The sequence below is a fragment of the Metallosphaera sedula DSM 5348 genome (genome assembly GCF_000016605.1).
GTDB classification, from domain to species: domain Archaea; phylum Thermoproteota; class Thermoprotei_A; order Sulfolobales; family Sulfolobaceae; genus Metallosphaera; species Metallosphaera sedula.
Genome location: NC_009440.1, coordinates 985,382 through 1,010,865 on the forward strand (window position 1 = coordinate 985,382; position 25,484 = coordinate 1,010,865).

At 47.2% G+C, this 25,484-nt stretch carries 28 protein-coding genes; 18 read left to right on the forward strand and 10 right to left on the reverse strand.

What is annotated here, in order from left to right:
• The first annotated feature begins 297 nt into the window (after positions 1–297).
• The 4 genes from MSED_RS05345 to MSED_RS05360 all read left to right on the forward strand — a co-directional run bounded on the left by MSED_RS05345 (position 298) and on the right by MSED_RS05360 (position 3,856).
• The gene (locus MSED_RS05345; RefSeq protein WP_012021008.1) at positions 298–1,017 is read left to right on the forward strand and encodes a PIG-L deacetylase family protein; all 720 of its coding nucleotides are present in this window, start codon (positions 298–300) and stop codon (positions 1,015–1,017) included.
• Positions 1,014–1,706, forward strand: a complete 693-nt coding sequence (locus MSED_RS05350; protein WP_012021009.1) for a 4-carboxy-4-hydroxy-2-oxoadipate aldolase/oxaloacetate decarboxylase — start codon at positions 1,014–1,016, stop codon at positions 1,704–1,706. The genes MSED_RS05345 and MSED_RS05350 overlap by 4 nt, the downstream gene beginning before the upstream one ends.
• Positions 1,707–1,966: 260 nt before the next feature.
• Positions 1,967–2,866 carry a DUF6282 family protein gene (locus MSED_RS05355; RefSeq protein WP_012021010.1) on the forward strand — a complete coding sequence of 300 codons (900 nt, stop codon included), beginning with the start codon at positions 1,967–1,969 and terminating at the stop codon, positions 2,864–2,866.
• 15 nt (positions 2,867–2,881) lie between these two features.
• Positions 2,882–3,856, forward strand: a complete 975-nt coding sequence (locus MSED_RS05360) for a hydroxyacid dehydrogenase (protein ID WP_012021011.1) — start codon at positions 2,882–2,884, stop codon at positions 3,854–3,856.
• A gap of 1 nt (position 3,857) precedes the next feature.
• Here MSED_RS05360 and MSED_RS05365 read toward each other — a convergent pair whose 3' ends face one another.
• Complete coding sequence (locus MSED_RS05365) at positions 3,858–4,520, reverse strand: GntR family transcriptional regulator (RefSeq protein ID WP_225938857.1); 663 nt, start codon at positions 4,518–4,520, stop codon at positions 3,858–3,860.
• 556 nt (positions 4,521–5,076) lie between these two features.
• Between MSED_RS05365 and MSED_RS05370 the strand changes: the two genes are divergently transcribed.
• Complete coding sequence (locus MSED_RS05370) at positions 5,077–5,676, forward strand: class I SAM-dependent methyltransferase (RefSeq protein ID WP_012021013.1); 600 nt, start codon at positions 5,077–5,079, stop codon at positions 5,674–5,676.
• Between the two features lie 32 nt (positions 5,677–5,708).
• Here the strand turns inward: MSED_RS05370 and MSED_RS05375 are convergent, their stop codons facing one another.
• The 3 genes from MSED_RS05375 to MSED_RS12475 are packed head-to-tail and all read right to left on the reverse strand — an operon-like array spanning position 5,709 to position 7,486.
• The gene (locus tag MSED_RS05375) at positions 5,709–6,653 is read right to left on the reverse strand and encodes an iron-containing alcohol dehydrogenase (RefSeq protein ID WP_012021014.1); all 945 of its coding nucleotides are present in this window, start codon (positions 6,651–6,653) and stop codon (positions 5,709–5,711) included.
• A gap of 2 nt (positions 6,654–6,655) precedes the next feature.
• Positions 6,656–7,063 carry a DMT family transporter gene (locus tag MSED_RS12470; protein WP_309498313.1) on the reverse strand — a complete coding sequence of 136 codons (408 nt, stop codon included), beginning with the start codon at positions 7,061–7,063 and terminating at the stop codon, positions 6,656–6,658.
• Between the two features lie 18 nt (positions 7,064–7,081).
• Positions 7,082–7,486 carry an EamA family transporter gene (locus tag MSED_RS12475; RefSeq protein WP_225938856.1) on the reverse strand — a complete coding sequence of 135 codons (405 nt, stop codon included), beginning with the start codon at positions 7,484–7,486 and terminating at the stop codon, positions 7,082–7,084.
• A 326-nt stretch (positions 7,487–7,812) separates the two neighbouring features.
• Here MSED_RS12475 and MSED_RS05385 point away from each other — a divergent pair, with 326 nt between their 5' ends.
• From MSED_RS05385 to MSED_RS05420, 8 genes are all read left to right on the forward strand, one after another.
• Positions 7,813–9,834: a xanthine dehydrogenase family protein molybdopterin-binding subunit gene (locus MSED_RS05385; RefSeq protein WP_012021015.1), complete on the forward strand. Its 2,022-nt coding sequence runs from the start codon at positions 7,813–7,815 to the stop codon at positions 9,832–9,834.
• A 150-nt stretch (positions 9,835–9,984) separates the two neighbouring features.
• The gene (locus MSED_RS05390) at positions 9,985–10,191 is read left to right on the forward strand and encodes an antitoxin VapB family protein (protein WP_012021016.1); all 207 of its coding nucleotides are present in this window, start codon (positions 9,985–9,987) and stop codon (positions 10,189–10,191) included.
• Between the two features lie 363 nt (positions 10,192–10,554).
• Positions 10,555–11,550: a hypothetical protein gene (locus MSED_RS05395; RefSeq protein WP_012021017.1), complete on the forward strand. Its 996-nt coding sequence runs from the start codon at positions 10,555–10,557 to the stop codon at positions 11,548–11,550.
• A gap of 49 nt (positions 11,551–11,599) precedes the next feature.
• The gene (locus tag MSED_RS05400; protein WP_012021018.1) at positions 11,600–12,790 is read left to right on the forward strand and encodes an MFS transporter; all 1,191 of its coding nucleotides are present in this window, start codon (positions 11,600–11,602) and stop codon (positions 12,788–12,790) included.
• Between the two features lie 150 nt (positions 12,791–12,940).
• Positions 12,941–13,786, forward strand: a complete 846-nt coding sequence (locus tag MSED_RS05405) for an ABC transporter ATP-binding protein (RefSeq protein ID WP_012021019.1) — start codon at positions 12,941–12,943, stop codon at positions 13,784–13,786.
• A complete protein-coding gene (locus tag MSED_RS05410; protein ID WP_048060043.1) occupies positions 13,755–14,495 on the forward strand; it encodes a hypothetical protein in 741 nt (246 codons plus the stop codon). The genes MSED_RS05405 and MSED_RS05410 overlap by 32 nt, the downstream gene beginning before the upstream one ends.
• Positions 14,492–15,019 (forward strand): hypothetical protein, encoded by a 528-nt coding sequence (locus MSED_RS05415; RefSeq protein ID WP_012021021.1) that lies wholly within the window; start codon positions 14,492–14,494, stop codon positions 15,017–15,019. Before MSED_RS05410 ends, MSED_RS05415 begins: the two co-directional genes overlap by 4 nt.
• A 50-nt stretch (positions 15,020–15,069) precedes the next feature.
• Positions 15,070–15,333 carry a hypothetical protein gene (locus tag MSED_RS05420; protein ID WP_012021022.1) on the forward strand — a complete coding sequence of 88 codons (264 nt, stop codon included), beginning with the start codon at positions 15,070–15,072 and terminating at the stop codon, positions 15,331–15,333.
• Here the strand turns inward: MSED_RS05420 and MSED_RS05425 are convergent.
• The 3 genes from MSED_RS05425 to MSED_RS05435 all read right to left on the reverse strand — a co-directional run bounded on the left by MSED_RS05425 (position 15,289) and on the right by MSED_RS05435 (position 18,113).
• Complete coding sequence (locus MSED_RS05425) at positions 15,289–16,194, reverse strand: alpha/beta hydrolase (RefSeq protein ID WP_012021023.1); 906 nt, start codon at positions 16,192–16,194, stop codon at positions 15,289–15,291. The two genes, MSED_RS05420 and MSED_RS05425, sit on opposite strands and share 45 nt — an antisense overlap.
• Before the next feature lie 61 nt (positions 16,195–16,255).
• Positions 16,256–17,638 carry a phytoene desaturase family protein gene (locus tag MSED_RS05430; protein WP_012021024.1) on the reverse strand — a complete coding sequence of 461 codons (1,383 nt, stop codon included), beginning with the start codon at positions 17,636–17,638 and terminating at the stop codon, positions 16,256–16,258.
• 1 nt (position 17,639) lies between these two features.
• Complete coding sequence (locus tag MSED_RS05435; protein ID WP_012021025.1) at positions 17,640–18,113, reverse strand: sterol desaturase family protein; 474 nt, start codon at positions 18,111–18,113, stop codon at positions 17,640–17,642.
• A 128-nt stretch (positions 18,114–18,241) separates the two neighbouring features.
• Here MSED_RS05435 and MSED_RS05440 point away from each other — a divergent pair, with 128 nt between their 5' ends.
• The 3 genes from MSED_RS05440 to MSED_RS05450 are packed head-to-tail and all read left to right on the forward strand — an operon-like array spanning position 18,242 to position 20,632.
• Positions 18,242–19,093 (forward strand): phytoene/squalene synthase family protein, encoded by an 852-nt coding sequence (locus MSED_RS05440; protein WP_012021026.1) that lies wholly within the window; start codon positions 18,242–18,244, stop codon positions 19,091–19,093.
• Complete coding sequence (locus tag MSED_RS05445) at positions 19,048–19,740, forward strand: lycopene cyclase domain-containing protein (protein WP_048060044.1); 693 nt, start codon at positions 19,048–19,050, stop codon at positions 19,738–19,740. The genes MSED_RS05440 and MSED_RS05445 overlap by 46 nt, the downstream gene beginning before the upstream one ends.
• Before the next feature lie 4 nt (positions 19,741–19,744).
• A complete protein-coding gene (locus MSED_RS05450) occupies positions 19,745–20,632 on the forward strand; it encodes a hypothetical protein (protein ID WP_012021028.1) in 888 nt (295 codons plus the stop codon).
• Between the two features lie 64 nt (positions 20,633–20,696).
• Here the strand turns inward: MSED_RS05450 and MSED_RS11825 are convergent, their stop codons facing one another.
• The gene (locus MSED_RS11825; protein ID WP_012021029.1) at positions 20,697–21,428 is read right to left on the reverse strand and encodes a GNAT family N-acetyltransferase; all 732 of its coding nucleotides are present in this window, start codon (positions 21,426–21,428) and stop codon (positions 20,697–20,699) included.
• A gap of 283 nt (positions 21,429–21,711) precedes the next feature.
• Entirely contained in the window at positions 21,712–22,398 is a 687-nt protein-coding gene (locus MSED_RS05460; protein ID WP_048060297.1) for a peroxiredoxin, read from the reverse strand.
• Between the two features lie 286 nt (positions 22,399–22,684).
• Between MSED_RS05460 and MSED_RS05465 the strand changes: the two genes are divergently transcribed.
• Together MSED_RS05465 and MSED_RS05470 are read left to right on the forward strand one after the other, a co-directional pair.
• Positions 22,685–23,383, forward strand: coding sequence for a class II glutamine amidotransferase domain-containing protein (locus MSED_RS05465; RefSeq protein ID WP_012021031.1), 699 nt, complete (start codon positions 22,685–22,687; stop codon positions 23,381–23,383).
• A gap of 74 nt (positions 23,384–23,457) precedes the next feature.
• Positions 23,458–24,618 carry a cation:proton antiporter gene (locus MSED_RS05470; protein WP_012021032.1) on the forward strand — a complete coding sequence of 387 codons (1,161 nt, stop codon included), beginning with the start codon at positions 23,458–23,460 and terminating at the stop codon, positions 24,616–24,618.
• Positions 24,619–24,843: 225 nt separating this feature from the next.
• Here the strand turns inward: MSED_RS05470 and MSED_RS05475 are convergent, their stop codons facing one another.
• On the reverse strand, positions 24,844–25,185 hold the full coding sequence (locus MSED_RS05475) for a DsrE family protein (protein ID WP_012021033.1): 342 nt from the start codon (positions 25,183–25,185) through the stop codon (positions 24,844–24,846).
• Between the last annotated feature and the right edge of the window lie 299 nt (positions 25,186–25,484).

Below are 25,484 nucleotides of genomic sequence, written 5' to 3' on the forward strand. Positions count from 1 at the left end.
TTTTTATGCCTTGCAGAATCCATCACTGCTTTATTTGGTGAACAGAATTGTTCATCACTAATGCTCAACAACTCTGCTTAACTATTTGGGTTAGGTTCGGACCACCACTCCTAAATGTGAGAAATTGATTACGTGCATTAGGAACTTGATGTTGCAAAAGCGGATACAGTGATGACAGCGAGCGCAAATTATAAAGTCTAAATGCTATATGAATATTTGCAATGATCGAATTTCATACACCTAGGAAAACTAGTCTAAGTTTTCTAAAAAACGATACAACCATAAGAGGTGGAGGAAATGGGTAGGAAACTTCTAGTCATAGGGGCGCATTTGGGAGATATGGTATGGAGAGCCTCTGGAACTGTGGCCAAATATATGAAGCAAGGGAATGAGGTCAGCTTGGTAGCTCTCACCTTCGGCGAAAGGGGGGAGTCTGGGGGCGCATGGAAGGCGGGAGCCAAGACCGTAGAAGAAGTAAAGGCAATAAGGAAGAAGGAGGCTGAGTGCGTGAAAGAATCCCTTGGAAGTCCAGTAATGGAGTTTATGGATTGGGGAGATCACCCTCTGATATTCAATGAGGAGAGGCTTATCACCATTGCCAAACTGATAAGAAAGTATTCCCCAGACATACTCATAACCCATGGGCCTGACGACAAAGTTAGACCTGATCACGTTAACACAGCAGAGGCTGTACTCAACGCCGTGAGATTAGCTGCAATAGACGGTCTGAAGCTCGAGTATCCTCCGGTCCCTGAGCCAAGGATATACGGTTTCGATCCTCATGTGGCTGATCAAGTGGGGTTCTATCCTCACGTCTACATCAACATTACCGACGTTTATGACAAAAAGGTGAAGGCCATGAATTGTCTTCAGTCCCAAAAGAACGAGATTGAATATTACCAGCTCAGGGATCAGTTAAGGGGATTACAGACGAGGAGGTTCGGAAGATCCTCATATTTCAAGTATGCAGAGGCCTTCTACATGTATAATCCAGTGATTGGAGAGGACTTTCCGTGAAACCTGTCATTGTTAGGGAAATTCCTAGATCTGAGAAGGATAAGGAAAGGATAGCGGAGCTCCTAAGATATGGGGTTGCGACGATATCGGAGTCTCAGGACAAGTTGGGCTTACTCTCTCCCGATATTAGACCTATACAACCTGGGCTCAAGGCCGCTGGAACAGCGATTACTGTGAGATGTGCTGATGGAGACAACCTTATGTTGCACGCTGCACTTGAGGTGGCTAGACCTGGGGACGTGATAGTCCTCACAACCATAAGTGGAGGATCGAGGAATGGTATGTTTGGTGAGTTGTTGGCCAATGCCTTCATCACTAGGGGGGTCTCTGCACTGATAACTGACTCAGGGGTTAGGGACGTGGCAAGACTTAGGGAAATGAAGTATCCCGTTTGGTCCAGGTATATCACGGCAGTGGGAACTTCGAAGAACACTCCAGGTTGGGTTAACGTGCCAATTGTCATTGGTGGGGTTAACGTAAATCCCGGAGATTTTATCCTTGCAGATGACGATGGTGTGGTTGTAGTCAGAAGGGAAGAAATAGACGTGGTATTAGAGAATGCATCTAAGAGAGAATCCAAGGAAGAAGTAACAAGGAAGAGGATACTTAATGGAGAACTAACCGTGGATATATACGGCTTTAAGAAAGTCTTAGCCGATCTAGGAGTTAACTACGTGGATAGGCTGTGACCTCATGACATGCTATTACCAAGGATGATGAGCTATTGCCTTACAGCTAACGAGGGCTTTGAGCGTTATAGTGTGATTAATCTAACACGAAAGAGATTCTTAGTAACATAATATTTGCTCTTATTGCCCATGAAAGAGACGTGTCCGTTTAATAAATAACCATTATTTTTCATTTAATCTATTATAATAACCTTATCATTGAGTTATAACTTCCTATGAAAGGTTATTAACTTGTTAGTTCCATTTCACCACGTGATATAATGGTTTCAGTTGAAGAGGCAAAGGAGCTTATCCGTGGAGGATATGATATACATCTACACTCCGCCCCAGATCTCCTTCCAAGGAAGGCTAATGATATAGAATTTGCTAGAATGGCCAAGGAGGCGGGCATGGCGGGGTTTGTCCTTAAGTCCCACTACATGCCCACAGCGGAACGGGCGTCACTAGTCAGATATGTTGTGGAAGGTTTCAAGGCCTATGGTGGTCTTGTTCTGAACTGGGGAGTAGGTGGAATAAATCCTGTTGCGGTTGAAGTAAGCGCCAAGTCAGGCGCAAAGGTCGTCTGGATGCCTACCATAGACTCAATCAACGAAAAGGGAAGATGGACTGATGTTAACGATTGGTCCAAGGCCCCCTACTGGGCTAAACTGAGCAAGGAACTGAAGTCCCTAAACAATGCAACTCCCATAGTGATCTGGAAAGGCCAAGAGCTTAAGGAGGAAGTATACGACGTTCTGGATATCATTAAGAAGTATAACATGGTTCTCGCTACTGGTCACATTAGTAAGGAGGACGGTCTAAGGTTCATCCCTCTTGCCTCTCAGTACGGAGTGAGGAGAATAGTTGTGACCCATCCTGAATTTCCTTCTACCTCTTACAGGGTGGAGGAGCAAGTTAAGCTCCTGGACTATAACCCAGTCTTTGAAAGGTGCTTCACCACTCCCTTTTCCAGGAAAACGACATGGGACGTCGTGATAAGGGGAATAAGGGAGACGGGAATAGAAAACAACGTATTGTCCACCGATCTAGGTCAGCCCACCGCACCCTATCCTGTGGAGGGAATGATAATGTTTGCCCAAAAGCTACTGGAAGCTGGCTTTTCAGGGGATGAAATACATAGGATGATAGCGGACAATCCTAGAAAACTATTGGAGGAGTGATGTGGGGTCGACATCATGAAACCAGTTGTTGGTATAGATTCCTCGGTTATAGTTGAGGAACTAGACCAGGAAAAGGTTAGGGAGTTAAATTCGTTAGCAGAAATTGTATACTTCAATCCATACGCTCCAGAGGATCAGATAGTCTCCCTTCTAAGGGACGCTATTGCCATAGTTGACCGAAAGGCTAAGATATCGTCGAAGATAATTAGGGAACTTAGAAACTTGAAACTCATAGCTAGGACTGGTGCAGGAGTTGATGAAACTAGGGTTGACCTCAAGGCAGCTAAGGAAAGGGATATCATCATTACCTATAACCCTGGAGGAAATTCGGTCGCCGTCGCTGAACTTACTATTATGCTGGCAATTGCACTTTATAGGAAAGTAATTCCACTTGCCTTGTCTGTGAAAGCAGGAAAGTGGAGTGAGCTTAAGCCTAAGGACACCATGGGACATGAATTGGAGGGAAAGGCCTGGGGAATCCTGGGGTTTGGGAACATAGGGAAAAGGGTTGCACAACTTGTCACTTCACTCAACTGCAAGGTACTGGGATATGATCCATACGTGTCATCGGAGATAATGGAGAAACACGGGGTCAAGTCACTCTCACTGGAGGAACTTCTATCAAAGTCAGATATAATCTCAATCCATGTACCATTAACTGAATCCACCAGGCATCTTATCAACAGCGAAAGATTGAAAACCATGAAAAAGACCGCCATCCTAATAAACGTTAGTAGAGGGGGAATAATTGACGATAAGGCATTATATGAGTCCCTCAGGAATGGGGAAATAGCGGGGGCAGCCCTCGATACGCCTGAGGAGGAGCCAGTTAAAGTAGACAATCCATTGCTCTCCCTAGATAACGTGATTATTACTCCCCATATTGGAGGTTCAACCTTTGAGGCTTCAATAAAGAACGCTAATTCTGCAGTAGAAGAAGTTATTAGGTTCTTAAAGGGACTGCCTCCCCTGGTCCCCTTTAGGTATTAGCTCACGTAGCAACTAGATCTAAAAGTTCCTTATTATTTTGGATCAATTCCCTTACATTTTTGACGTGAGTCCTTGCCCACAGCTCAGCCTCGTTCTCGTCATGGTTTTTCAATGCCTGGAAAATCCTGAAGTGTTCGTTCCATGAAACTTCGGCTCTCCCTGGTACCATTACAGTCCTAAATTGGTATCTAATCATCTTTAGCTTTAGAGTTGACAAGAGGAGCTGGGCCGTGGTGTTTCCAGAGGCTTCGTAAATTATGCTATGAAACCTTTCATTTAATTGCGAGTACCTCAAGAATTCCCTGTTTTCTAAGGCAGTCTTCATCTCCATCAGGGTTGACTCAAGTCTCTGGAGGCTCTCCTCAGATATCCTGGTGGCAGCCTTTCTTGCCAGGAATCCCTCAATTACTTCTCTCACCTCAAGTATTTCCACAGCCTCCTTTAGGTCAATGAACGACACAATAACACCGCTGGTAGTTCTCTTAACTATTCCGTCATTTTCTAGCCTCGTGAGGGCGAGTCTAATGGTGTTCCTACTTGAACCGTATTCCTTGGCGAGGGCGTCCTCTACTAGTCTTTGGCCAGGCAAGAATTTCCCTCTCTGAATATCAGTTTTCAACCTTTCATAGATGTAATCGCTTTTCTTTCCTCTTGTCTGTGTCATTTGTTCCATCTCTAGTTAATCAATTTAAATCATTGACATATAAAAGATTTTCCTGTATACTCAAAATACGGGGTAAATGAATCTAGATCGTGAACGTAAGGCGAGGGAGAGGAATTTTAAGGCCAGTAATTCAAATGTTCTACCATCTTGATCCAATATGTATAAATAAAGTTTCTGATTTAATTTATTGCCTATAGCTATATAATTGATTTAACTTCTGTTTCTCCTGATACATATCTAGTACAGTGAATAATAGTTAGCATGATTCCTTATAAAATTAAAATCTTTTTCTCAACTTTTAATAGCGTCATCACTCCATTCAATGTAACAGAGATAAACGGCCAAGACCTAGGGTAGGAATAATTGTAAATAAAAAACTAGATTATTATGAGCCTTTAACAATACTATATTAAAAGATATTCAGGAGATTAAATCGCACTATATTTCACATTACTATTTGGAGTTGTGACTCCAGATCTCAAGTTCCATGAAATCGACTGAGAACCTCAGCTAAGTTTATACGTTGAATTATTACTTGGAAAATCACCAAATAGTTATGGAAACACTTAAGGAAGTGTTTGGCCGTGATCTCAGTAAGTACGAGGAGGAAGCCGAGGAAATAAGCCTCGAGCTGAGTAGGAAGCTTGGCAATTCTTTCCCTTATGCTTTAACCAAACAGAAAAGGATAATCCTCTACGCCGTTGTTAAGCAATGTAACCCAGAAATAGTAATCGAAACTGGTGTAGGTCCAGGTGTATCGTCTACGATGATCCTCTCAGCACTGGAAAGGGGAGTACTCCACTCCATAGATGTCAGGGAAAAACTGGAGAACGGGATGGCGTTAGGTTTCTTGGTTCCTGAGAGGCTAAGGGGGAAGTGGAGACTGCACATTGGCAGGAGTATAGACGTATTAGCTAACCTTGTGAGGGAGATAGAGGTGGACATATTCCTTCATGATAGCGAGCATACGTTTGAAAATGTGATGTTCGAGCTTAGAACAGTGTGGGATCACCTCAGAACTGGAGGGATAATATTCATCGATAACCTAGACTTCACTGATGCACCAAGGACCTTTGTCAAGGAGAAGAAGGTGAGGCTTTACAGGTTGTCGGAGGAGGCAGGAGGCTTCGGGATGATAGTGAAGGAGGCTAGATAAGATACTTTAACACTGCAGTTATCTACGCTTGTTCAGTAAACCGACTTAATGAACCTCACTGCGTCGTCGTCCGTCATCTTTCTCGGACTCTCAGAGGAATTCGTTAACTCCTTCAGAACCCTAGAGTACTTTAAGGCGTCATCCAATCTAGAGTAGTTTGAGAGTCTCTCCTTCACCCCGTGGTTCTCGAGGAGGGTCTCAAGGGTCTCAACCACGTTACCCAGCTTGTTTGCTCCACCGTTGAACTTTACCGCCTCCACCAGGGATATACATGACGTGACGCCGTGGGGTATGTTAAATGCAGGGCCAAACACGTAACCGAATACGTGACTTAGTCCTCTACCTGCATACATGAATGAGAGCGAGGCTAGCCAAGTTCCGACCTGACAGAGGCCCAGATTCCAGCTCTCAAGGCACTTGACCAGGTACTCGTAACCCTTTGATGCTAGCGCATCAGTGAAGGGGGAACTCCGAGTGGAGTAACTTGCCTCCACAGCGTGATCCAATGCCCTAAATGCCGTGGTCACCAATAGCCTCCTGGGGGTCCACTGAAGGACCGTAGGGTCGAGTATCACCACGTTGGGGGGAGTGACCCTCGCGGATTTCTTAAGTCCGCCCTCGCTGTATCCGGCAACCGCCGTATGCTCAGCTCCTGAGAGAGTGGTGGGAATTGATACGTGGAACCTAGGAGAAGACAACTTGACAGCGTCTATCACGCTTCCTCCACCCAGGGAAAGTACCACCTTATTCTCGATTAGTGACGAGAGACTCTCGAGTTCCTCCTTAGGAGTGTGCTGGGAGGGGCCCCTCACCACCTTGAAGTTCCTCAAAGACGAGACAACCTCCTTGAGCAGTGGAGAATCTAGTAGACTTCTGGTGGTCACGACGACAACATCGCTCAGTTGAAGCTCCCTTAGGTGCTCAAGTGATCCCTCCCCGTAAACAACCCTCGTGTCGTAGAACTGTGTAACCCACATATCTATTTCCTCGAGGTGATGGTCAAATAAATTCCTATCAAGGTAATGATGGAACCAATTGCCTCCCCAGCTGAGGGTATCACGCCCAATGTAAGGAAGCTAAGGATATACGCTGCAATGGGGACCAGAAGGGAACCCGCTGAGGCCCTAATGCTTCCCATTTCCTTCAGGGCGTTAAACCAGAGGATATAACCTAGCGCTTGCCCCAGTATCCCTAACAAGATCAAGAGAACCAGTGCTAGGGGCGTAAAGGTAAAGTAGTAGTCCAGCGGGGTCATGGCCAAGGTCACTGGAAGTGAGACCAAGCTCATGAAGGCATTAAGTTTTGGAATGCTCTCACCCTTGAGATTTCTTGAGTAGTACACAGTCCCTATGGCCCAGCTTATCCCTCCTGCAAGCGCAATCAGAATTCCTAGGTCGAGGCTCGCCTAAGTTATGGAGAAGGCTAGCCCCAAGATACCTAGGAGAATTCCGATTACCGACCTAGTGGAGATGCTGGTTCCCAGAATTCTCTCAAAAATAATCACGAAAATGGGCTGAGTGTAGATCATTAGTGCTGCTAAACCTGGGTTTGAAGATATGGATGTTCCCACGTTGAGGCATAACATAAAGATAGTGAAATTGAAGATCGCGGTAACTAGTTGTTTCCTTCCCACTGAAATCTTGAAGCCTGAGACGATCAAAAAGAAAAGTGCTCCAATCGCGAATCTGACCCAAGTAATTATTATGGGGGAGACATCCGCTGAAACTATCTTGGTTAAGGGATACGTCAATCCCCACACAATGGCCAGGGGGCCTAACCATCTTAAACCCTTGAGAGAGGCGTTGGACACAGAGATATTACATGTTTCTTTAAGTTTAAATAGTTAATTATTTTTCTTTTTAGGACTTGGTTAGTGTCTCCTGATCTTGTACAATAACTTGGACCATACAAGTATCCTTGCTTTCTAGATAGAGGATTAACAGTAACATGGTGTAGCTCTATCACTTCAATTTTACCCTTCTAATAGCACCTTATCTAAGGTCATTCATGTTTAGCTATCTTTACCCTCTCATCGAAAACTCGTATGTACAAGGAATAACCCATGTTGATCAAATCCCAAAGAAAGTTAATATTTAGATGGTTAAGCTTAATACGTATTTTCCTAGATTATAGGATATGTTAAAGGAACATTATCCCATAGTAGTGGGAAAGTCACTCTACATAGATGATATAACTCCCTCAAATACTGCTTACCTTCACGTAGTTAGATCCCCGATAGCTAGGGGAGTAATCAAGTCCGTGTCGGGTCCGGAGAAGGCCCTTCTAACCTTTACGTGGGAACAGGTGAGGAACTGGATCCCCGTAAGGCTCTTTGGACCCTCAGAAGGCCTTCAGGTTACCAGAATGCCAGTCCTAGCGAATGGAAGAGTGAACTTTGTGGGTCAACCAGTAATAGCCTTTGTGGTACAGGATAGGTATGAGGGAGAGGACCTCGCGGACGACGTTTCTGTAGATTACGAGGAGCTAAATGCCGTTACTGATCCTGAAACTGCCCTTGAAAGCGAGCCAATTCACCCAGAGCTCAAGAGCAATATCTTCATGGATCAACTCCTTCAGGGAGGCAACCTCTCCCTTAAGGACAAGGCTGACGTGGTGGTGAGGAGAAAGATTAAGCAGAGCAGGGTGGCGACAAATCCCATGGAACCAAAGGGCATACTGTGCTGGTGGGATGGTGACACGCTGAACGTTAAGGTCTCGACTCAGGCCCCCTTCGGTGTGAGGAATGACCTTCACGAGTTGTTAGGGATACCTCCGGAGAAGATCAAGGTGAGCTCACCTCCAAATGTGGGGGGAGGTTTTGGAAACAAGAGCGGAGGATACCCTGAGTACGTTCTGGCCGCTCTGGCCTCCCTAAAGCTGGGAAGACCCGTGAAGTGGATTGAGACGAGGTCTGAGATACTTAACAACGCCCAATCACAGGGAAGAGGAGAAGTCTCAGACATGAAGCTCTACGCTACCAGGTCAGGAGAAATGCTAGGAATGGAGGGAGAGGTCATAGCGAATATGGGTGCATACGCATATGGAATAAATTATTTCACCTCTCAGTTCGTGGCTAGGCTCTCCAACGGTCCCTACAAACTGAAGTTCGCCTCAGTTAGGGCGATTACAGTCTACACCAATACTCCGCCCATGGGCTTTTACAGGGGTGCAGGGAGACCCGAGGCGGCATTGATTCATGAGACCTTGGTGGAAGATCTGGCGGAGGAGCTTGGAATGGATCCTGTGGAGATAAGGAGAAAGAACCTAGTTGACGACTCTGGTTACGTGACTCCACTAGGCCTGAGGTACGACGCAGCTGGATACAGGGAAGTTTTTGATAGGGCCGCGAACTACTATAGGAAGCTCAGGGAAACATCTAAGGGAGTCTCCCTAGTTACCTTCACAGAAATTGTCAGAACCTCCCCAGGAGAGAGCGCCAGAATTGAGGTCAAAGACAGGAAAGTGATAGTTCACCTAGGGTTGGGCGCTCATGGACAGGCCTATGAATCCTCGTTCAGGACAGTCGTGGCTGAAGAGCTGGGGATTGACCCAGAGAAGGTTGAGGTCAAGACTGGAGACAGTGAAGGGGTTAAGGAGGGTATAGGGAGCTTCGGTTCCAGAGGGGGAACGATAGGTAGTTCAGCTGCGCTAGCTGCAGCCCAGGAACTCAAGAGGAAGATGGGAGGAAAGGTGGATCTGAGCAGGGAGATGAGTGTTGAGGTCTTTTACAGGGCAGAGGACATATTTGCCCCAGGGGCACATGTGGCTAAGGTAGAGCTTGACCCTGAGACGGGGATCTTCAAGGTCGTGGAGTACTATGCCGTAGATGACGTAGGGAGAGTCCTAAACCGTGAGGAAATTGAGGGTCAGATCATAGGAGGTGTCCTTCAGGGAGTTTCTCAGGTCATGATGGAGGCAGTGAAGTTCGATGAGAGAGGTAATCCCATGTGCAGTTCCGTTGCAGATTGCGGGATGTTAACGGCGGTGGAAGGGCCTAGAAGGGTTAACGCAGAGTACGTTGAGTTCAGGTCATCCCTGTTGTCGGGGTCCAGGGGAGTGGGCGAAGCTGGGACAACAGGAGCCCTTCCCGCCACCTTCATAGCCCTAGAAAAGGCCCTAGGCAAGAAATTGAGTTCATTACCGTTTGAGCCTCAGTAGTACTCTGAATCGATGCGTTTTGCGTGGTGAACTCGTGCTCACAACCAGGGCCACAGTCGTTGCTGTCTCTAGATCACGAAATCACATCGTAAGGTAAGTTTAGCGTGCATCTATCAAAATATTTAACATATATTGTCTAACATATCGCACATGAAGATCGTTGTTATAGAGGACGATGTTTACAGGAAACTTGTGGAGATAAAAGGAGACAAGAGCTTTAGTGAAATTATAGAGAACTTGATTGAAGAATTGAAAGTGGCTAGAAATAAGAGACTAATGAAGTTTTTTGGTATATTGAAGGAAGATGAGGCCAAACAGTTAGAGGAAGATGTTAGGAGTGTCAGGGAAGAGTTTTAAAATAAGATTTACGAATAAAGACCTTCAAAAATTACATTTATCCTTTAGATCGCTCGAGATTATTGCAAATTTGAAGTCTGAGATATCTAGAACATGCGATAAATTGATCAAGTCTATCTTCTAGTTAATAACGGAAGTATCACGAGTCGTTCTGATTTTACATGAACTCGAGTTAATTCCCTTAACCTTCCCCTCCCGATCACGCGAAGTTTACGGTTAGGAGATCCATTTAATATCTTCATGGCTTTACTTACTATTCCTTTTCGGAGTTCTAAATTCCTTCGTCTAGTCTCCTATTATTTATGTCAGGATAATGAGAATTGACAACTTTTCGTTAAACATGAGCAAAGTTTAATATTTACGATGAAGATATTGTCAGGAAAGGCGGATTTGTTGATATTCGACGAAATTTCAAGGGACATAGTTAGACTTCTTCACTTCCCCGGTGATGAGATTGCGTTTCATTATCCCACGCCCTCTAGGATATCCACTAAGCTCGGGCTGAACTTCAGTAAGGTGGAAAGGAGGCTCAAGGAGATGAAATCCTCCGGGTTTCTGTCAGAGAAGCTCTACATGGCCCTCAACCTTGATTACCTAGGCCTCTCTAAGTATATTCTCTTGGCCATGGCCCCCACGCGTGAGGTGATGGCGATCTACGATCGTGTGAAGGGTGATCCCCCAACGTTCCTGGAGAGTTTCTACAGAACCAACGTCGGTCCTCCCTCGGACACCTCCCTAGTGGTTATGGAGGTTGTGTCTGAAGAGGGAACGTTGAAGGAGAAGCTAGAGTACATGTCCCTCAAGTACAAGATAGACGTTCTAGACAATACCGTAACCAAGGCCAGTTACGTATCAGTTAAACCTGAGACCCATCACGAGGAAGTCGTCCTTTCCAACCTGAGAAGGAAAGACTCCCTAGAGCGAAAGATTCTGAGGGTGCTCTGGGATGATACCTCCCTTACCGTCCCCATGATAGCTGAAAAGGTTATACAAGGAGAGGGTAAAAGCAAGTATAGGACGGTGAAGAGGGCCCTGGACTCCATGGTGAAGCTAAGGGTCTTTTGGCTCTATCCGCAACTGGACTCGACCAAGTTAACGGGTAAAACCATGTTTGCCCTAACCGTTATTTGTGACGATGAGAAGAAGGTAGAAACCACGAACAAGGTTCTAAGGCTTCTCTCTGACAATTACATAATGTTCAGGGACTATTATAGGGGAATGATTCCCATTGGTTGCGTTTACGAGAATCGTGATGAGTACATTAACCTATTGCAAAGACTAAACGAGTCCCACATAGATTACATGGTTTATGAGGACTTTTACGGATTCTCTACGGGGAAATGGCCCATTCCCGAGTAATTAGTGTGTTAATCATAAAATATTTAATGTTCCTCCGAACACGTAATGCATGCAAAGGGACGTCTTTTTATTAATGATCTCGAGGGTTGCAAGGAGCTTCGCAGCGGGTCTTCTTGCTGTCATTGTGGGGTTGTATTACGTTCATGTACTTCACTTGTCGCTTCTCCAGGTAGGAATACTGTTTGGCGTTGGGGCGTTCGTCACCCCCCTCCTCACGTTGATCCTGGGATTCTACTCCGATAGGTATGGAAGAAAGAAAATATTGCTCATTACCCTCTCTTTCCTTCCCTTGTCCGTGTTGATTCTGCTCCTCACATCCAACTTCTTTCTACTCATGTTGTCCTCAGCCCTTGGCGGTTTCGGGATAGCGGGAGGTTTAGTCGGAGGAGGTGTAGGTGCAAGCGTCGCCCCCATGCAAACTGCCCTCCTCACCGAGAAGGTGAAGCCTGAGGAGAGAACGAAGATTTTTTCGTGGTTCACAATAATCTCCAGTTACGCAGGTTCCGCTGGAGCACTCCTGGCGAACGGTTCGAGTTACGAGGAGTTATTTATCATTTCTCTTCTAGTGTCGGGTCTCTCAGCCCTCGCGGTTATCCCTGTGAAGGAGAACTTCAAGCCGAGAAGGAAGGAGGAACCTAAGGCCGCAAGTAAAGATAACGATGTTATTAAGAAGTTTACCCTCACTGGGATTCTGAACGGGGTATCACAGGGGCTCATAGTCCCATTCATACCCATCATCTTTAGTGAGGTATACGGTCTATCACAGGGCTTCATTGGAGATCTCGTATCCCTGGGAGGGGTTATATCTGCGAGCGCCATGCTTGCCACTCCCGCGTTAACGGAGAGGCTGGGATTCGTGAGATTAATCATAATCACAAGGACAATATCTGCGGTCATGGTACTTCTTTTCCCCTTCCTTGGAGTGTGGTACCTTGCCTCCATAGACTATGTTCTGTTTACCCCACTTAGGGTTATAGCACTACCAGCCCAGCAGGCATTAATGATGAACCTGGTGGGAGAGGGTAGGAGGGCGACTGCCACAGGAGCTAATCAAGCTGGTAGACTCATACCCGCAGCTGCGTCAACTTCTCTCTCAGGCTACATAATGCATGCTCTCTCGTTTGCCATACCCTTCGAGGCGGCCTTTGTTGCCACAATTGTGAACTCGTTTCTCTATTTTAAGTTCTTCAGGGGTGTAGATAAGGCGGTAGCCGGGAAAGTCGTACTGTCGGAGGGATAGGAGTTCAGGTGCACGGAGGGTCTGAGATCCTGAAGAGGTCTCTAGTAAATCACGACGAGGAAACATAATCATGCCCGTCTCTCATCCTCCATGAAAGGCCTTGCCCTAAAATGGGCAGAGATATATTAACCCTACTAAGATCTTTTCTCAATGATACTTGCAGAGAACCTCACAAAGGTGTACGGGAAGAGGCCAGTTCTAGACTCGCTTAGCTTCCGCGTGGAGAAGGGTTCCATCACAGGGTTCATTGGCCCCAACGGAGCAGGGAAGACTACCACGATCAAGATAGTCACGGGGTTACTTAAGAGGACCTCAGGGAAAGTGGAGGTCATGGGAATGGATCCCTGGAACAACCCTAGGATCTACGAGAAGGTTGCAATCATCTTCACAAGTATATACCACCCCCAAGAGGTCAAGGTAAAGGAATATCTCCACGACGTGGGGAGAGTATACGAAAGGGATCCCAGGGACCTCATCGAGGAGTTTGGCCTAACTCCTCATCTGGACAAGAGGCTCTCCCAGCTCTCCTCAGGGCTGGCACAGAGGGTCCAGTTGGTCTCAGCACTCATAAGGGATCCAGATCTGATCGTCGCCGACGAACCGACGGCCAACTTGGATCCCAAGGCAAGACTCGAGTTCTATGACGTAGTCGGGAGACTTCACCGCAAGGGAGTGACCTTCTTCATTTCCTCCCACATCCTTTCTGAGCTCGAGAAAGTGATAACTCACGTGGTGTTCATCAATAGGGGAAGGGTCACCTTTTCGGGTACAATAAATCAAGCCCTCAAGGTCGAGGAGGGTGAGATCTACCTCCTCGTTGATGACCCGGAGAGGGCACTCCAAGTTCTCGGAAAGGGCGTGCTAGAGGGAGGCTACATAAAGGTGTTCGGGAACCTTCGTGAGGTCGTGGACCTCTTGGACGAGCATGGCATCAACGTGATCACTGTGAGGAGGTCGTCTCTAGATGAGGCATTCAAGAGGTTTTCAAATATTTAGGATAATTTTCAGGGAGAGGTACAGGGAACCTACCCTGGAACTCGTGGTGCCAACGATGCTGGTTGCCAATATCTTCTTGTCAGCGTTTTACGAGAGGGGAAACTTCAGTCTACTTGGGGTAGTCCTAGGTTTTACGCCTGTGATTAGCGTGTCCGAGACCCTGGCCTTTGCCCTTGGCTTGAGAAACGCCATTTTCGTCACTGGGGATCACGTTTACAAGGGAAGTATCATCTCCTTCCTTACAATGCCGGTGAGGAGGGAAATCCTCTTCGTCTACATCTACTTATCAGATGTAGTGTTGCCCTGGTTTCTCTGGCTATTGACCTCAGTCCTGTACTCCTCACTTTCGGGGATCCCGGTACCCTCACTGATCCTGGCAACCTTCACTGCAGGTTACTTCTTCTCGCTCAATGTGGTCCTGCTTCTCACGATACTCCTGAGGAGCCCAGGGGTAGCAACCTTAACCTCCATGTTCGTCCTAGGTTCAATCTTCGTGTTCGGAGGTGCACTTGGATATTACCAGATACTCGAGGGTAATACCTCCCTCCTCTACCTAAGTTCCTTTGCCAATCCCTACGTGCTTTGGATAGCCGATTCACTGGGAAAGAACCTAGTTCCGCAGATCGTTACTGGGATTTGGGCTGAGGCCTTCGTCGCAGTAATCACGCTTATGATAGCCTTCACGAAGTTTAGGGGGTTAGAGCCATGAAGATTGGAACTCTCCTTCTTGCGCTTGGAATTGCCGTTCTTGCCCTAGGTAGCGTGAGCATTAACGCCCACGTCAAGTATGACCTAACGCTAGGACCTCATCCCGTCAACCTCGTGGTTCCTCCCACTGCCACGGGGTCTATCTCGATAATCGAGAACGCAACTAACACCACAGTTTACGTCTTGATCAACCACGATGGGCAGAACGTGGTGAAGCTTCCATACTCCTCCGCCCTAACTCCTGGGAATTGGACTATTCAAGGATATAAGGAGGTAGTGGTTACGGTGGCCAAGGAGGTAATCACCCAGAACGAGACGCTGAAGTGCGGTAACGTTACAACACAAAGGGTTGTAAGTCACGTGGTCCAGAACGTCTCCAACAACGTCACATCCCCCGTCTACATTCACGTTGAGGTTGACAGAATGAATCTGGTTCAGGACCCAACACTGGTGGACGTAGCTGGAGGGATTCTAACAGCTCTCGGGATTACCCTTGCCATTCTCGAGAATCGTCGCTCATTTTAGTTTCGGTAATCCCTCTCTGAAAATTTAAACCGGGAAGAGGAAATTATGCCATGGGTAGAACAATTCCGTCATATACGGGATCGGTGGATAGGTTCATCTCGGAGTTGGAGAGGATATCGCAGAGGACTGGATACCTTGAGGACGTGCTCGCGGAGACCAAGAGGAGGATAAGGTACTTTCAGAACGCGTCCTACGACGAGAGTATAGATACTCAAACCCTGGTGTTAGTAGCAATGATATCGGTGATAGAGGATATGTGCAAGGGCAGGCTAAAGGACAGATCTCAGAACCCCAGCAATGTGGTGAATGGCTAGTTTACCGGCAGTTATCCACTCGTAGAAGGACAGGAAGCCGTGAATCATTCCTTGATATCTAACCAAGGTTGATACGTTTCCAGCCTCGTTTAGGGAGTGAGAGTAGGTCTCTCCCTGATCCCTTAGGGGATCATACTCTGCAGTGATCACCAGTGAGGGTGGGAGGTTATGTAGGTCAGCCAAGGCTGGAGAGGCGTAGGGGGATACCGCTTCCCTTCCAGAGGAGAAGTACATGGTCCCGAACCAGTTCATCATGGACCTGGTGAGGAAGTATCCCTCGCCGTACTCCCTGACGGATGGGGAGTTATCGACCATGTTCACTGCTGGGTAGATTAGGACCTGATAACTAACCAGTCCCTTACCCTGGTCCCTGTCCAGGAGGGACACCACGGCAGACAGGTTTCCTCCAGCACTATCCCCAGCCACGGCAAGTCTCGAGGTGTCGAGCCCCAGCTTGCCTCCGTTCTCCGCGATCCAGAGAAGCGCATCCCACGAGTCGTTGACTGCGGTGGGGAACTTGTGCTCAGGGGCGAGCCTATACTCCACGGAGATAACCGCAATCCCAGATTCCTTGGCAATAAGGGATGCGAGGCCGTCGTAGCTGTCAACGCTACCGAACACGAAGCCACCGCCGTGATAGTAAACAAGGACGGGTAAGTTTTCCTTACTTGAGGGGGTGTAGACCCTGGCCCTGATTCGTGCGTCCCTAGTGGGTATCTCAAGGTCCTCAACCCTCTCCAGGCTCTCCCTCCTCCCTGAGAAGGCTAAATCCCAGGCCTTCCTCAGCTCCTGCACGTTTCTGGAGAAGTCCTGGGGAGGTAGCTGGGAAAGTAATTTCTTTACCTCTGGATGTAGGGGCATATTAATAATGGGTAGACCTAGTTAATAACAACTGTCCTAAAGCCGGGGTGGGAAAGGCTCGTCACAACTCCTTCAGTATCTTATCCCTGACGAGCAAGGCCGAGAGTGTCACCATGGGAACTCCTATTCCAGGTTGGGTATATTGGCCCACGTAATACATGTTCCTGAGTTTCCTGTTCCTCATAGGTAACCTGAAGGGACCTGTCTGGTTCAGGGTGTGGGATAACCCAAAGGCAGTCCCTTGATACGCGTTGTAATCGCTCACGAAGTCCTCGGGACCATAAATCCTCGAGTACTTGACCTGTATCTTACTACCGGTCTTGATCTCAAGGTCCCTCAGTGCCACTCTCACTAACTCTGGGTTCGTTCTGGTACCCGGAGCCACTGGTATTAGGATCACAAGGTCCCTCCCCAGGAGGTTCTCATCCGTAGCCCTCCTGTAACTCACGTAGTAGGACATGTTCTCGGGGGTAGGCAATCTCCTCTCCTCTAGGGAGTTGAAGTGGTCTTTCCAATCTCCGTTCACGACCACCGTGTGATGTGGCAAGTTCATCTCGCCCTCAACCCCAAGGTAACCTAGGATCGTCGAGGGGGCCAGCCTCTTCCTCCACCACTCCCTTTCAACCTGAAACTCGTCAGGTAACAGGGTATCAGAGTAGTGGTAATCCATGTTAAACACGAAAACGTCGCCCTCAACCTCGCCTGAGGGCGTGACCACTGACTTAACCCTGTTCCCGTCAACCTTTACCTTCGTGACGGGTGAATTTAGCCTGAACTCTACTCCCGCCCTCTTACACGCCTGATACAGTTTATCCACATACCCCTCAAACCCTCCCTTTGGGTAATACACGCCCTTACCGTAAATCGCGTAATTTACCATGGCGTACACGGCAGGAGTATTGAAGGGAGAACCACCCAGGAAAACGGATGAGAAACCCATGGCCTTCCTCATGAGGTCGGTGTTGAAGTACCTTGAGTTGAACTTATCTAGGCTCTCCCACAGGGGAATCCTCCCGAGATTTGATAGAATCTCCTTGTCCAGGAAGTCAAGGTAGGTCATCTCCTTGTTTAGGAACTTTCTAAGGGAAACCTCATACATGAAACCCGTGTCCTTCAGGTAACCCTCCATCTCCTCTGTGATCTCGTGGAAGGTTATGGATTCGCCTTTCTCCCCCAGTTTACCATTCTCCACCCGCACTAGGGGATTGACCTCAATCACGGGATGGGGACTCTCGCCTACCTCATGGAAGAACCTCTCGAAGACCTCGGGCATTAGATACCAGGAAGGCCCCATGTCAAACTTGAATTCTCCTGCCTTGAATGACCTCGCCCTGCCTCCCACACTGGAGTTCTTCTCTATTACAGTCACTTCCTCAAACTTTCCCTTGAGGAGGAGGGCCGTGGAGAGTCCGCCAATCCCTCCACCCACTATAACTGCCCTCATGTCACTTCTTCACCTGAATCTCTGGAGGTATCTTATCAAGACCCCTTATCACGAACAGGAAGCCCCAATTCCCCTCGCCCTCGGCGTGGTGAACCTCGTGAACCAGGATTAATTCCCTGAAGGGACTGTGCCTCGTTCCCCAACTCCTGAGGTGAAGATGCCTATCATGAATGATCATGTCATGCACGAAGAAGTAGGCCACCCCATAACCTGTTAAACCTAATCCTGCACTTAGTGCTAGAAGGTTCCCGTGAAGAATACCCTGGAAGATCAGGAGAATCGCAACTCCTGCAAACAAGAGCCCGAACAGATCGTTCTTCTCTATCTCTGCCTGCCTCTCCCTGTGATGATCCTGGTGGACCGACCACATAAACCCGTGCATCACGTATTTGTGCATTCCCCTGGCCACGAACTCCATTCCCACAAACGTGGCGAGGAAAACGCCCGCATACTCTAGAATATTTTCCATAATCATGAGTGTGTAGACGATCTACCCCTTTTAAATATGAATTAGACTTCTTCTTTCAGTTCCCTATAGTCTTCAGTTAAAGAGTTTCTTACAAATGCATTAAGCTTGTTTAACAGGGTTTAACGTGATACAACTTGAACAAACAACTTGATGAGATTTTCAAGCGGGGCAGCACCACTTATTACAACAGTACCCTGTTCTTTCCACCCAAGATCAGGGAAGACGTGACGAAGCTTTACGCCTTTGTGAGGGTCTTTGACGACCTAGTGGACAGCGTTCCACAGAGGAGGGAGGAGTTCTACGCGTTGAGGAAGTTTTATGAAAGGGAGAGGGATGGGTATAACACGGGGAATGCGGTTCTCGAGAACTTTGTGGAGCTCATGAGGAGGAAGGACTTCGACGAGGAGTGGGTCGAAGCTTTCCTGAACGCCATGGAGACTGACCTTCACAAGAGGGTGTATTACACCCTAGGGGAGACGCTGGTGTATATGTACGGCTCGGCTGAGGTTATAGGCCTCTTCATGATGAAGATCTTGGATCTTCCTAAGGAGGCTGAACCCTACGCTAAAATGCTTGGGCGGAGCATGCAGTACCTGAACTTTATCAGGGATGTCAAGGAGGATGAGTATCTAGGAAGGCAGTACTTACCAGTCGAGGACATGGAGAGATTTGGCGTTGAGGGGCTCCAGTGCACCGACGGTTTCAAGGAATTCATGAGGTTTCAGGTTGAGAGATACTTGGATTTCGAGAGGGAGGCAGAGAGGGGTTATAGGTTCATACCCAACAGGTATCTGATACCGATCAAGACGGCCTCGGAAATGTATAAGTGGACAGGGCTAACCATAAGGGCCTCTCCCTGCATTGTCCTCTCTAGGAAAGTGAAGCCCAGGAAAAGGAAGATAGTTCTCTCGGTCATGAAGAACTCTGTGGGTGTGTATCTATGGAGATCCCTTTCCTCATTGGTAGGTTTGCCTACTCTGAGATAGACTCCATGATGTTCTTCCCGACCCTGGCAATATCCCTGTGGATGGGCGGGAGGAACTACCTGGCACTTCTCAAGTCGATTCTGGTTGTAGCTCCCCTCTACCTGTTCTGGGACTTCCTTGCAACCTACAGGGATTCGTGGGTCTTCAATCCCTCGTACGTGTTGGGAGTGTACGTGTATAACTTGCCCGTAGAGGAGGTTCTATTCTTCGTAGTAACTCCGTTTGCTACGATCATGATTTATGACTTCCTTAGGGGAAGGCCGGACAGGAGGGTGAAGTGGGGCTCCTGGATGGGGGTCGTGGTGGGGGTACTCTCAATCTTGTCATCGCCACTCTTCATGGCCCATTCCTACACCTTTGTGGATTTGTTGTATCTGGGAATGGGACTAATCCTGACCTGGGTAATGGACAAGGGAATGCTCGAGTCCCTAAACTTCTGGAAATTCATGGGATTGAGTTATGTCCCCTTCATGGTTTTCGATTTCTTCTTGACCGCTCTCCCTGTGGTGGAGTATGGTTCCGGTAGCATACTTGGGGTAAGGGTAATCACTATCCCTGTGGAGGACTTCATGTACTCCTTCTCCATGTTAACCCTGTATACCCTCTTTTACAGGCACTTTCTCGGGATACAGAACACGGTGAGGTGATTGGATGCCCAGCGTGACAATCACGGAGGAAATTGAGAGGTTGTTTAGGGGTTCCCCAGAGGACGTGAAGACGATATACTCAAGGTTCTCTAGGGAGGATATAATCAAGTGGATGAGGGAGAGACCTAGCGCAGACATGAGGTTTGTGGAGGTGGAGGGGGACAAGGAAGTAATCGTTGTGGTTCCCACGGCAAATGCCTCAGGGGAACTCGCGAGGAGGACTAGGTCACATTTCGCTGGTCTTCACCTCGTCTTCGTGGAGAGCAACGGTCCCCTATTCAATTACGCGAGGAGTGTGAACGCGGGCGTGAACCTTGGGCTAAGTTATGACCCCAAGTGGGTGGTGATCTCGAATGACGATCTAACCAGGGTGGAGGGCGTGAGTAAACTCAAGGATCAGTTAAGCACCGTATCTAACGCTGACCTGGTCATGGCCTCTCCGAGCAGTTACCACACATATCCCGTACTTCTCATGGAGCCCAAGTCCTGGTTCATCAAGGGGATGGGCGTCTTTGGAAAGATGTTCCGTATGCCCCCAGCCAAGGTTTATGGTGAGCTCCTAGCCTTTAGGGAGAAGCTGGGGATAAGGTACGTCACAATGATAGAGAGCATGGTGGGGCCCATGGCCAAGGTTGCGGGGAAGAGCATCAGGGTTTTGAACGCTGGAAGTTTCGCTGTAATAAGGCCTAGGAGGAGTCCCCTGGACGAGACCTTCATAAACTCGCATGAGGACCTTGTGCTCTCAATGACCTCGAGATACACAGTGATCAAGTACAAGATTGACGAGGAAAGGGGGGCCAGCCTGGGATTCGGTGAAGCTAGGTTCGTTAGGACATTTGTAAACGAGATATACCTAAACTACCTCTTGGAGAAGGGATTGTTACCTATCTAGAACTGAGGCTAGATGTGCAATCCCACCGTGATCCTTCCCAAAACTTGAAGGATTGACGGAAAACTCAGATTAACCACCATCTTCTCCTTATCTCCCTACATCCAACTCTGGAGTAAGACCTTATGGCAGGAATGTTATCTTCCCTAACATGTAACAGGGGAATAGCTCCGTTGCTTCTAGCCTCCCACGCCATTGCCTTCACTATCTCTCCCGCGTAACCCCTTCCTCTATACTCTGGCAATGTGAAGACTCCTCCTATGATCCATACCTCCGGTAACTTAACTAGGAAACTTCCAATGGAAACTAGTTTACCATCTATCTTGACTCCAAAGGTTTTCCCTATCAACCTATTGGCTCTCTCGTATGAAATCATTCCCGTGGAGATTTCCCTGACCTTGACAAGCATGTCCAGATCCTCATCTCTCAACCTAGTCACAACTGCGCTAGGCTCTGGAGATTCACATACCATGTCAATATATCTCGTGGCCTTGAGCCATGGAAACCTACTTGAGATGAGATCAACATTCTCAAGGTTATACGTTTGAATATTGTGTACCTCCACGTCAGGGATCAGTTTTACCGCATCTCCGTAGATCAAGATATCGTTTCTTCCAAGGCCTTTCCAAATAAGTACCATGGAATCCTTATCCATGATCAGGGATGTCCTCACGGCTTCCTCTGGAGTAATTAGATCGTAGTAGGGGTAGGCGTAAGTCAACGGATCTTTGGCATAAAGACTGCTTATCCTATTCTTGACATCTTGAGTAAGTTCGTTAAGGGTATTATATGAGTACATAGTGAATACAAGTAATAACAACGTTATATTAAGTCATTATTCGAAAGCATAGATGTTGGATCCGCCCTGAACACTGGAGGCGCTTGGCTCAAATAAGAAGGAGTCGTGTTTTTAACATTACCACTACGATTTTCTGAATGATTCATACTTACCATTTATACATGAAGTTAAGAGACGATCAAAATAGGGTATGTAACCTTATATTAATGATATAGGCAACTTCACGTCTTAGTCTTATAGTATAAAAATACCAATTTTACTTTATTCTGCTCTAATCACGTGTTCATCTCTGAGACAATAGCTTCTTTGCCTCCTCGACCTCCTTCTTGTCCACTTCCTTATAGGTTAACCACCACGCGAAACCCTTGAACTGTTGTAGCCTCAGCCTTGAGTCCTTAACTGTTCTAGGTGGAGGGTTGAGCACGTTATCACCAATTATCTCGTTGTTGGGCCAGTTTGCGGGTATCACGTTACCAGTCTTGTCCACTAGTTGTAATGCCTTGATGCTCCTCAGTATCTCACTTATATTTCTTCCAATTTCTAGCGGATAATACATGATTAGTCTCACTATGCCCTTGGGATCCACTATGAAGACTGCCCTCACGGTAGCTGTTGAGGACTCTGCATGCAACATTCCCAACTTCTTCGCAACGTTACCCATGGGGTCAGCTATGATGGGGAACGGGATCTCCACCTTCAGGTTTTGCTCGATCCAGTTAACCCATTCGATATGGCTAATGTTACTGTCCACGGAAAGTCCAATCAATTCCGTGTTAAGGTTCTTGAATTCCTGATATCTCTTGGCGAAGCTAACAAACTCTGTCGTACAGACTGGAGTGAAATCGCCAGGGTGGGAGAAAATTACGAACCACTTACCCGAGAATGCGTCGGGTAACTTAATCCTACCCTGGGTTGTATCTACCTCGAGTTCAGGGAACTTTTCACCTATGAGAGGTATTCTCTCACTCATCTCCATTTTTTCACCTAAGTGTAATTTAGAGTTACTCTTATTTAAAGTAAACTTCTAAACACAACTAGATACAGCTGGTGAACCTCGTTGAAAATATGTGATGAAAACGGGAAAACAAGCTCCCTGATATTCGTGAGCTAACTTCACAAATAAAAAATGAAGAGGCTTTCCCTTGATACGGGTTAAGCGGGTTCATGAAGTTTGAATCAACATGTAACGTCTAAATGATTCATAAAGCATCGCCATTGAAGTAATATTTAAATCAACTAGTTTTCAATATCTCCCCATGTGCAGGATGGTCGCTTACCGCGGAAGTGACAGGGCAACGCTCAGGGAGTTAGCCGATTGTCTGGTTAAGGCCGCCGAAGACGACCCCCTCAAGGGATGGTCTCACCCACACGGGTGGGGGATGGTTGCACTCACTGAGGACAAGTTAATTCATCATAGAAGTTCAAGGCCCATCTTTGAGCCCTCTGAGAGAAGTACGCTCATTAACCTGGTTGATTCGCTCTCAGGAAAAATGATGGTGATTATTCACGCCAGGAAGGCCAGCGACCCTTCCCTGGTGTCCTCGATGTACTCTCACCCCTACCAAGAATCAAATGACAGGGAGGTGATCTACCTAGCCCATAATGGAAGCGTAGATCTATCGCTAGCCAGGGAGGTGGGAATGGGGATTGAGGGCGTAGTTGACTCGGAGCTCGTTGCGAAGTATATCTCAATGAAGGGGATTGCTAGCGTGGGAGACTTAATTCCATACACTAAGTCAGCGCTAAACCTTCTGATTCTTCAGATCCCCCGTGGTGTTGGATCCCCACTCTCCCGGGCCAAGCTCTACTATTTTAACTGGACAAACTCAAACGATCCCTATTACGATCTTTACGTAGGAAGTGGATTCGTTACGTCCTCATCCCTGAGCAAGGTGGGTTGTAGAACCTCGAGGGTTGCAGAGAAGGGAAAACTTCTTGAGATCCATGAGACATGAAATCTGGATCTGTGAATGTGGCGTGACCGGGGCATCTTGGTTAACCTTATATTCCCATCAACGAACAGCCTTCCGTGGATATAACCCTAGTTCTCCTGGAGATCTCAATACTCATCTTCTTTGCTGAGCTCATGAGAACATCTCTTCGAAAGTTCGTTCCCTCCATTGTTGGCGAGATCATAGCGGGAATGGTGTTAAGTCCCTTCGCTGTGGGAGGTCTACTGGATCACATCCTCAACCTAGATCTGTTCTCCCTGAACCAATATCTCCTTTTCCTATCCGAGTTTTCCATGATCCTCCTGATCTTCTCCTCCGGACTGGAGCATGGAGTCTCAGCGATCAGGTCAGCGGGAACGTTTGGATTCCTGGGGGCAACGGCAGGTGCACTTTTTCCCGCCCTAGTGGGGATACTGGTCTTTCAGGGAATAGGGTTTGACACGTCGCTCATCCTGGGAACTGCCATAGGTGCCACAAGCTTAGCCTCTGCTGGTTCTATCATTTCTGAACTTAGGTTGAAAGGCAAAGGGGTTGATCTACTCATGTCCATGGCGTCATCTGATGACGTTGTGGACCTAATCTTGCTCTCAGTGGTGCTGGGAACCCTGGCTGGGGCAACATCTGTCAAGTCCATAGCGACGCTGGTGATCTATTATATAGTCGCCTGGATTGTGATATTCGTGGTTGCCGTGAGGGTTATTCCCATGATCGCTAACAGGTTGGACGAGGTATACATTGAGGAGTTCTCCATGTTAGTTATATTTGGGTTAACGGCCATCATGACTGCCCTGAACTTCTCCCCCGTAATTTCAGCATTCATTGCAGGAGTGGCCATGGCTGAGAGCGTGAAAAAGGAGAGGGTTAGGCAAATAATCGACGTTCTTCTGGCGGTGTTCGGAAGTGCCTTCTTCGTAGTAGTGGGACTCCAGGTTAATCTGTCAGGTCTCACCAATTTCTGGTTAATGGCAGTGGAGCTCACTGTGATTGCTGTGATTTTCAAGATATTGGGAGTTTTACCCTTTGCCTACCTGGGATTGAGGAAGTGGAGAAGCGCGTTAGCCGTCTCCCTTGCCATGGTTCCGAGGGGTGAGACTGGACTGGTTGTGGGATCCATAGGACTAAGCTATAACGCGCTCAATCAGAACGAGTTCGGTGCCCTAGTTTTCATGGCAATCCTAACCACTGTAATTGGCGCCTCATTTTTCAAGGGTATGGCCCATTGGTTGAGGGAGGAATAGTGAAGAGAATTAACCTAGAGTAGGCCCTGATGACACTAAATTATAGTAAAACCACCATGGATTGGTTTTGTTCAGGCTCTCCACTTGATTTTCCACTGACAACTTATTTATAAGACTTTGTCAGTGAGCTGACAACTTACGGATTTAGTGACGTGGTTTGAACGTGATTGTCTAGCTAGCTGTGGAGTGAACTTAGGAAAAATTCTATCTTAGCCGAGACTTTCGTTAAAAGGTTAATATCGTATATCCCTCGTTAGCCAACTTGACGATGACGTCAGCTCCTCTGCTTACCTCATCCGTGTATACCAGTTCCTCCTTGCTCACATTGTAGTTTTTCATGGCCATTTCACAGGCGTAGACCTTCACCGAATTCTTCTTTAGCGCGTCGACGTTTTTGCTAACTATTTCAGAAAGCTTGCTCTTCCTGTCCAGCGCGGTGATCCCAGGTCCTAGGAATACCATTTTCACGTCCTCTGCGCCCATTGTCTTGAGCCCGTTGGCAACGTTGACGGCAGTATTCACGTTTAGCTGATCTTGCGATTTTACCACAAGTAGGAATTTGGCCATGAAGTTAAAAAATGTTTTAACAATTTTAAGTTTTTCTTTGTTAAACACCTTTCAGAAAAGGATAGAGGAAGTTGTTGAACGTGTTTGCACAGCACGATGTAGAAATAGACTTAACCTTGAATTGGTTCAATTTCGGAGATGAGACGGAATTTCAGCCAAAACTGAAATTTGCCGAATTCATTCAATTCCACCGAGTTCCTCATCAAAGAAATTTTCTTTATGATCCTTGAGATAGGGATTAAAGTGCCCTATTAGTAACTAATAGGGGTATTCGTAGTATTTCACGAGATTCAGTTGTT

Coding starts and splice junctions, on each gene's coding strand:
- MSED_RS05365 (WP_225938857.1), bottom strand. CDS start 4,520: ATGACACAGACAAGAGGAAAGAAAAGCGATTACATCTATGAAAGGTTG.
- MSED_RS05395 (WP_012021017.1), top strand. CDS start 10,555: ATGAAGATATTGTCAGGAAAGGCGGATTTGTTGATATTCGACGAAATT.
- MSED_RS05370 (WP_012021013.1), top strand. CDS start 5,077: ATGGAAACACTTAAGGAAGTGTTTGGCCGTGATCTCAGTAAGTACGAG.
- MSED_RS05355 (WP_012021010.1), top strand. CDS start 1,967: ATGGTTTCAGTTGAAGAGGCAAAGGAGCTTATCCGTGGAGGATATGAT.
- MSED_RS05435 (WP_012021025.1), bottom strand. CDS start 18,113: ATGATTATGGAAAATATTCTAGAGTATGCGGGCGTTTTCCTCGCCACG.
- MSED_RS05415 (WP_012021021.1), top strand. CDS start 14,492: ATGAAGATTGGAACTCTCCTTCTTGCGCTTGGAATTGCCGTTCTTGCC.
- MSED_RS05405 (WP_012021019.1), top strand. CDS start 12,941: ATGATACTTGCAGAGAACCTCACAAAGGTGTACGGGAAGAGGCCAGTT.
- MSED_RS05420 (WP_012021022.1), top strand. CDS start 15,070: ATGGGTAGAACAATTCCGTCATATACGGGATCGGTGGATAGGTTCATC.
- MSED_RS05360 (WP_012021011.1), top strand. CDS start 2,882: ATGAAACCAGTTGTTGGTATAGATTCCTCGGTTATAGTTGAGGAACTA.
- MSED_RS05345 (WP_012021008.1), top strand. CDS start 298: ATGGGTAGGAAACTTCTAGTCATAGGGGCGCATTTGGGAGATATGGTA.
- MSED_RS05375 (WP_012021014.1), bottom strand. CDS start 6,653: ATGTGGGTTACACAGTTCTACGACACGAGGGTTGTTTACGGGGAGGGA.
- MSED_RS05425 (WP_012021023.1), bottom strand. CDS start 16,194: ATGCCCCTACATCCAGAGGTAAAGAAATTACTTTCCCAGCTACCTCCC.
- MSED_RS11825 (WP_012021029.1), bottom strand. CDS start 21,428: ATGTACTCATATAATACCCTTAACGAACTTACTCAAGATGTCAAGAAT.
- MSED_RS05460 (WP_048060297.1), bottom strand. CDS start 22,398: ATGAGTGAGAGAATACCTCTCATAGGTGAAAAGTTCCCTGAACTCGAG.
- MSED_RS05475 (WP_012021033.1), bottom strand. CDS start 25,185: ATGGCCAAATTCCTACTTGTGGTAAAATCGCAAGATCAGCTAAACGTG.
- MSED_RS05400 (WP_012021018.1), top strand. CDS start 11,600: ATGCAAAGGGACGTCTTTTTATTAATGATCTCGAGGGTTGCAAGGAGC.
- MSED_RS05430 (WP_012021024.1), bottom strand. CDS start 17,638: ATGAGGGCAGTTATAGTGGGTGGAGGGATTGGCGGACTCTCCACGGCC.
- MSED_RS05465 (WP_012021031.1), top strand. CDS start 22,685: ATGTGCAGGATGGTCGCTTACCGCGGAAGTGACAGGGCAACGCTCAGG.
- MSED_RS05445 (WP_048060044.1), top strand. CDS start 19,048: ATGGAGATCCCTTTCCTCATTGGTAGGTTTGCCTACTCTGAGATAGAC.
- MSED_RS05450 (WP_012021028.1), top strand. CDS start 19,745: ATGCCCAGCGTGACAATCACGGAGGAAATTGAGAGGTTGTTTAGGGGT.
- MSED_RS05410 (WP_048060043.1), top strand. CDS start 13,755: ATGAGGCATTCAAGAGGTTTTCAAATATTTAGGATAATTTTCAGGGAG.
- MSED_RS05390 (WP_012021016.1), top strand. CDS start 9,985: ATGAAGATCGTTGTTATAGAGGACGATGTTTACAGGAAACTTGTGGAG.
- MSED_RS05385 (WP_012021015.1), top strand. CDS start 7,813: ATGTTAAAGGAACATTATCCCATAGTAGTGGGAAAGTCACTCTACATA.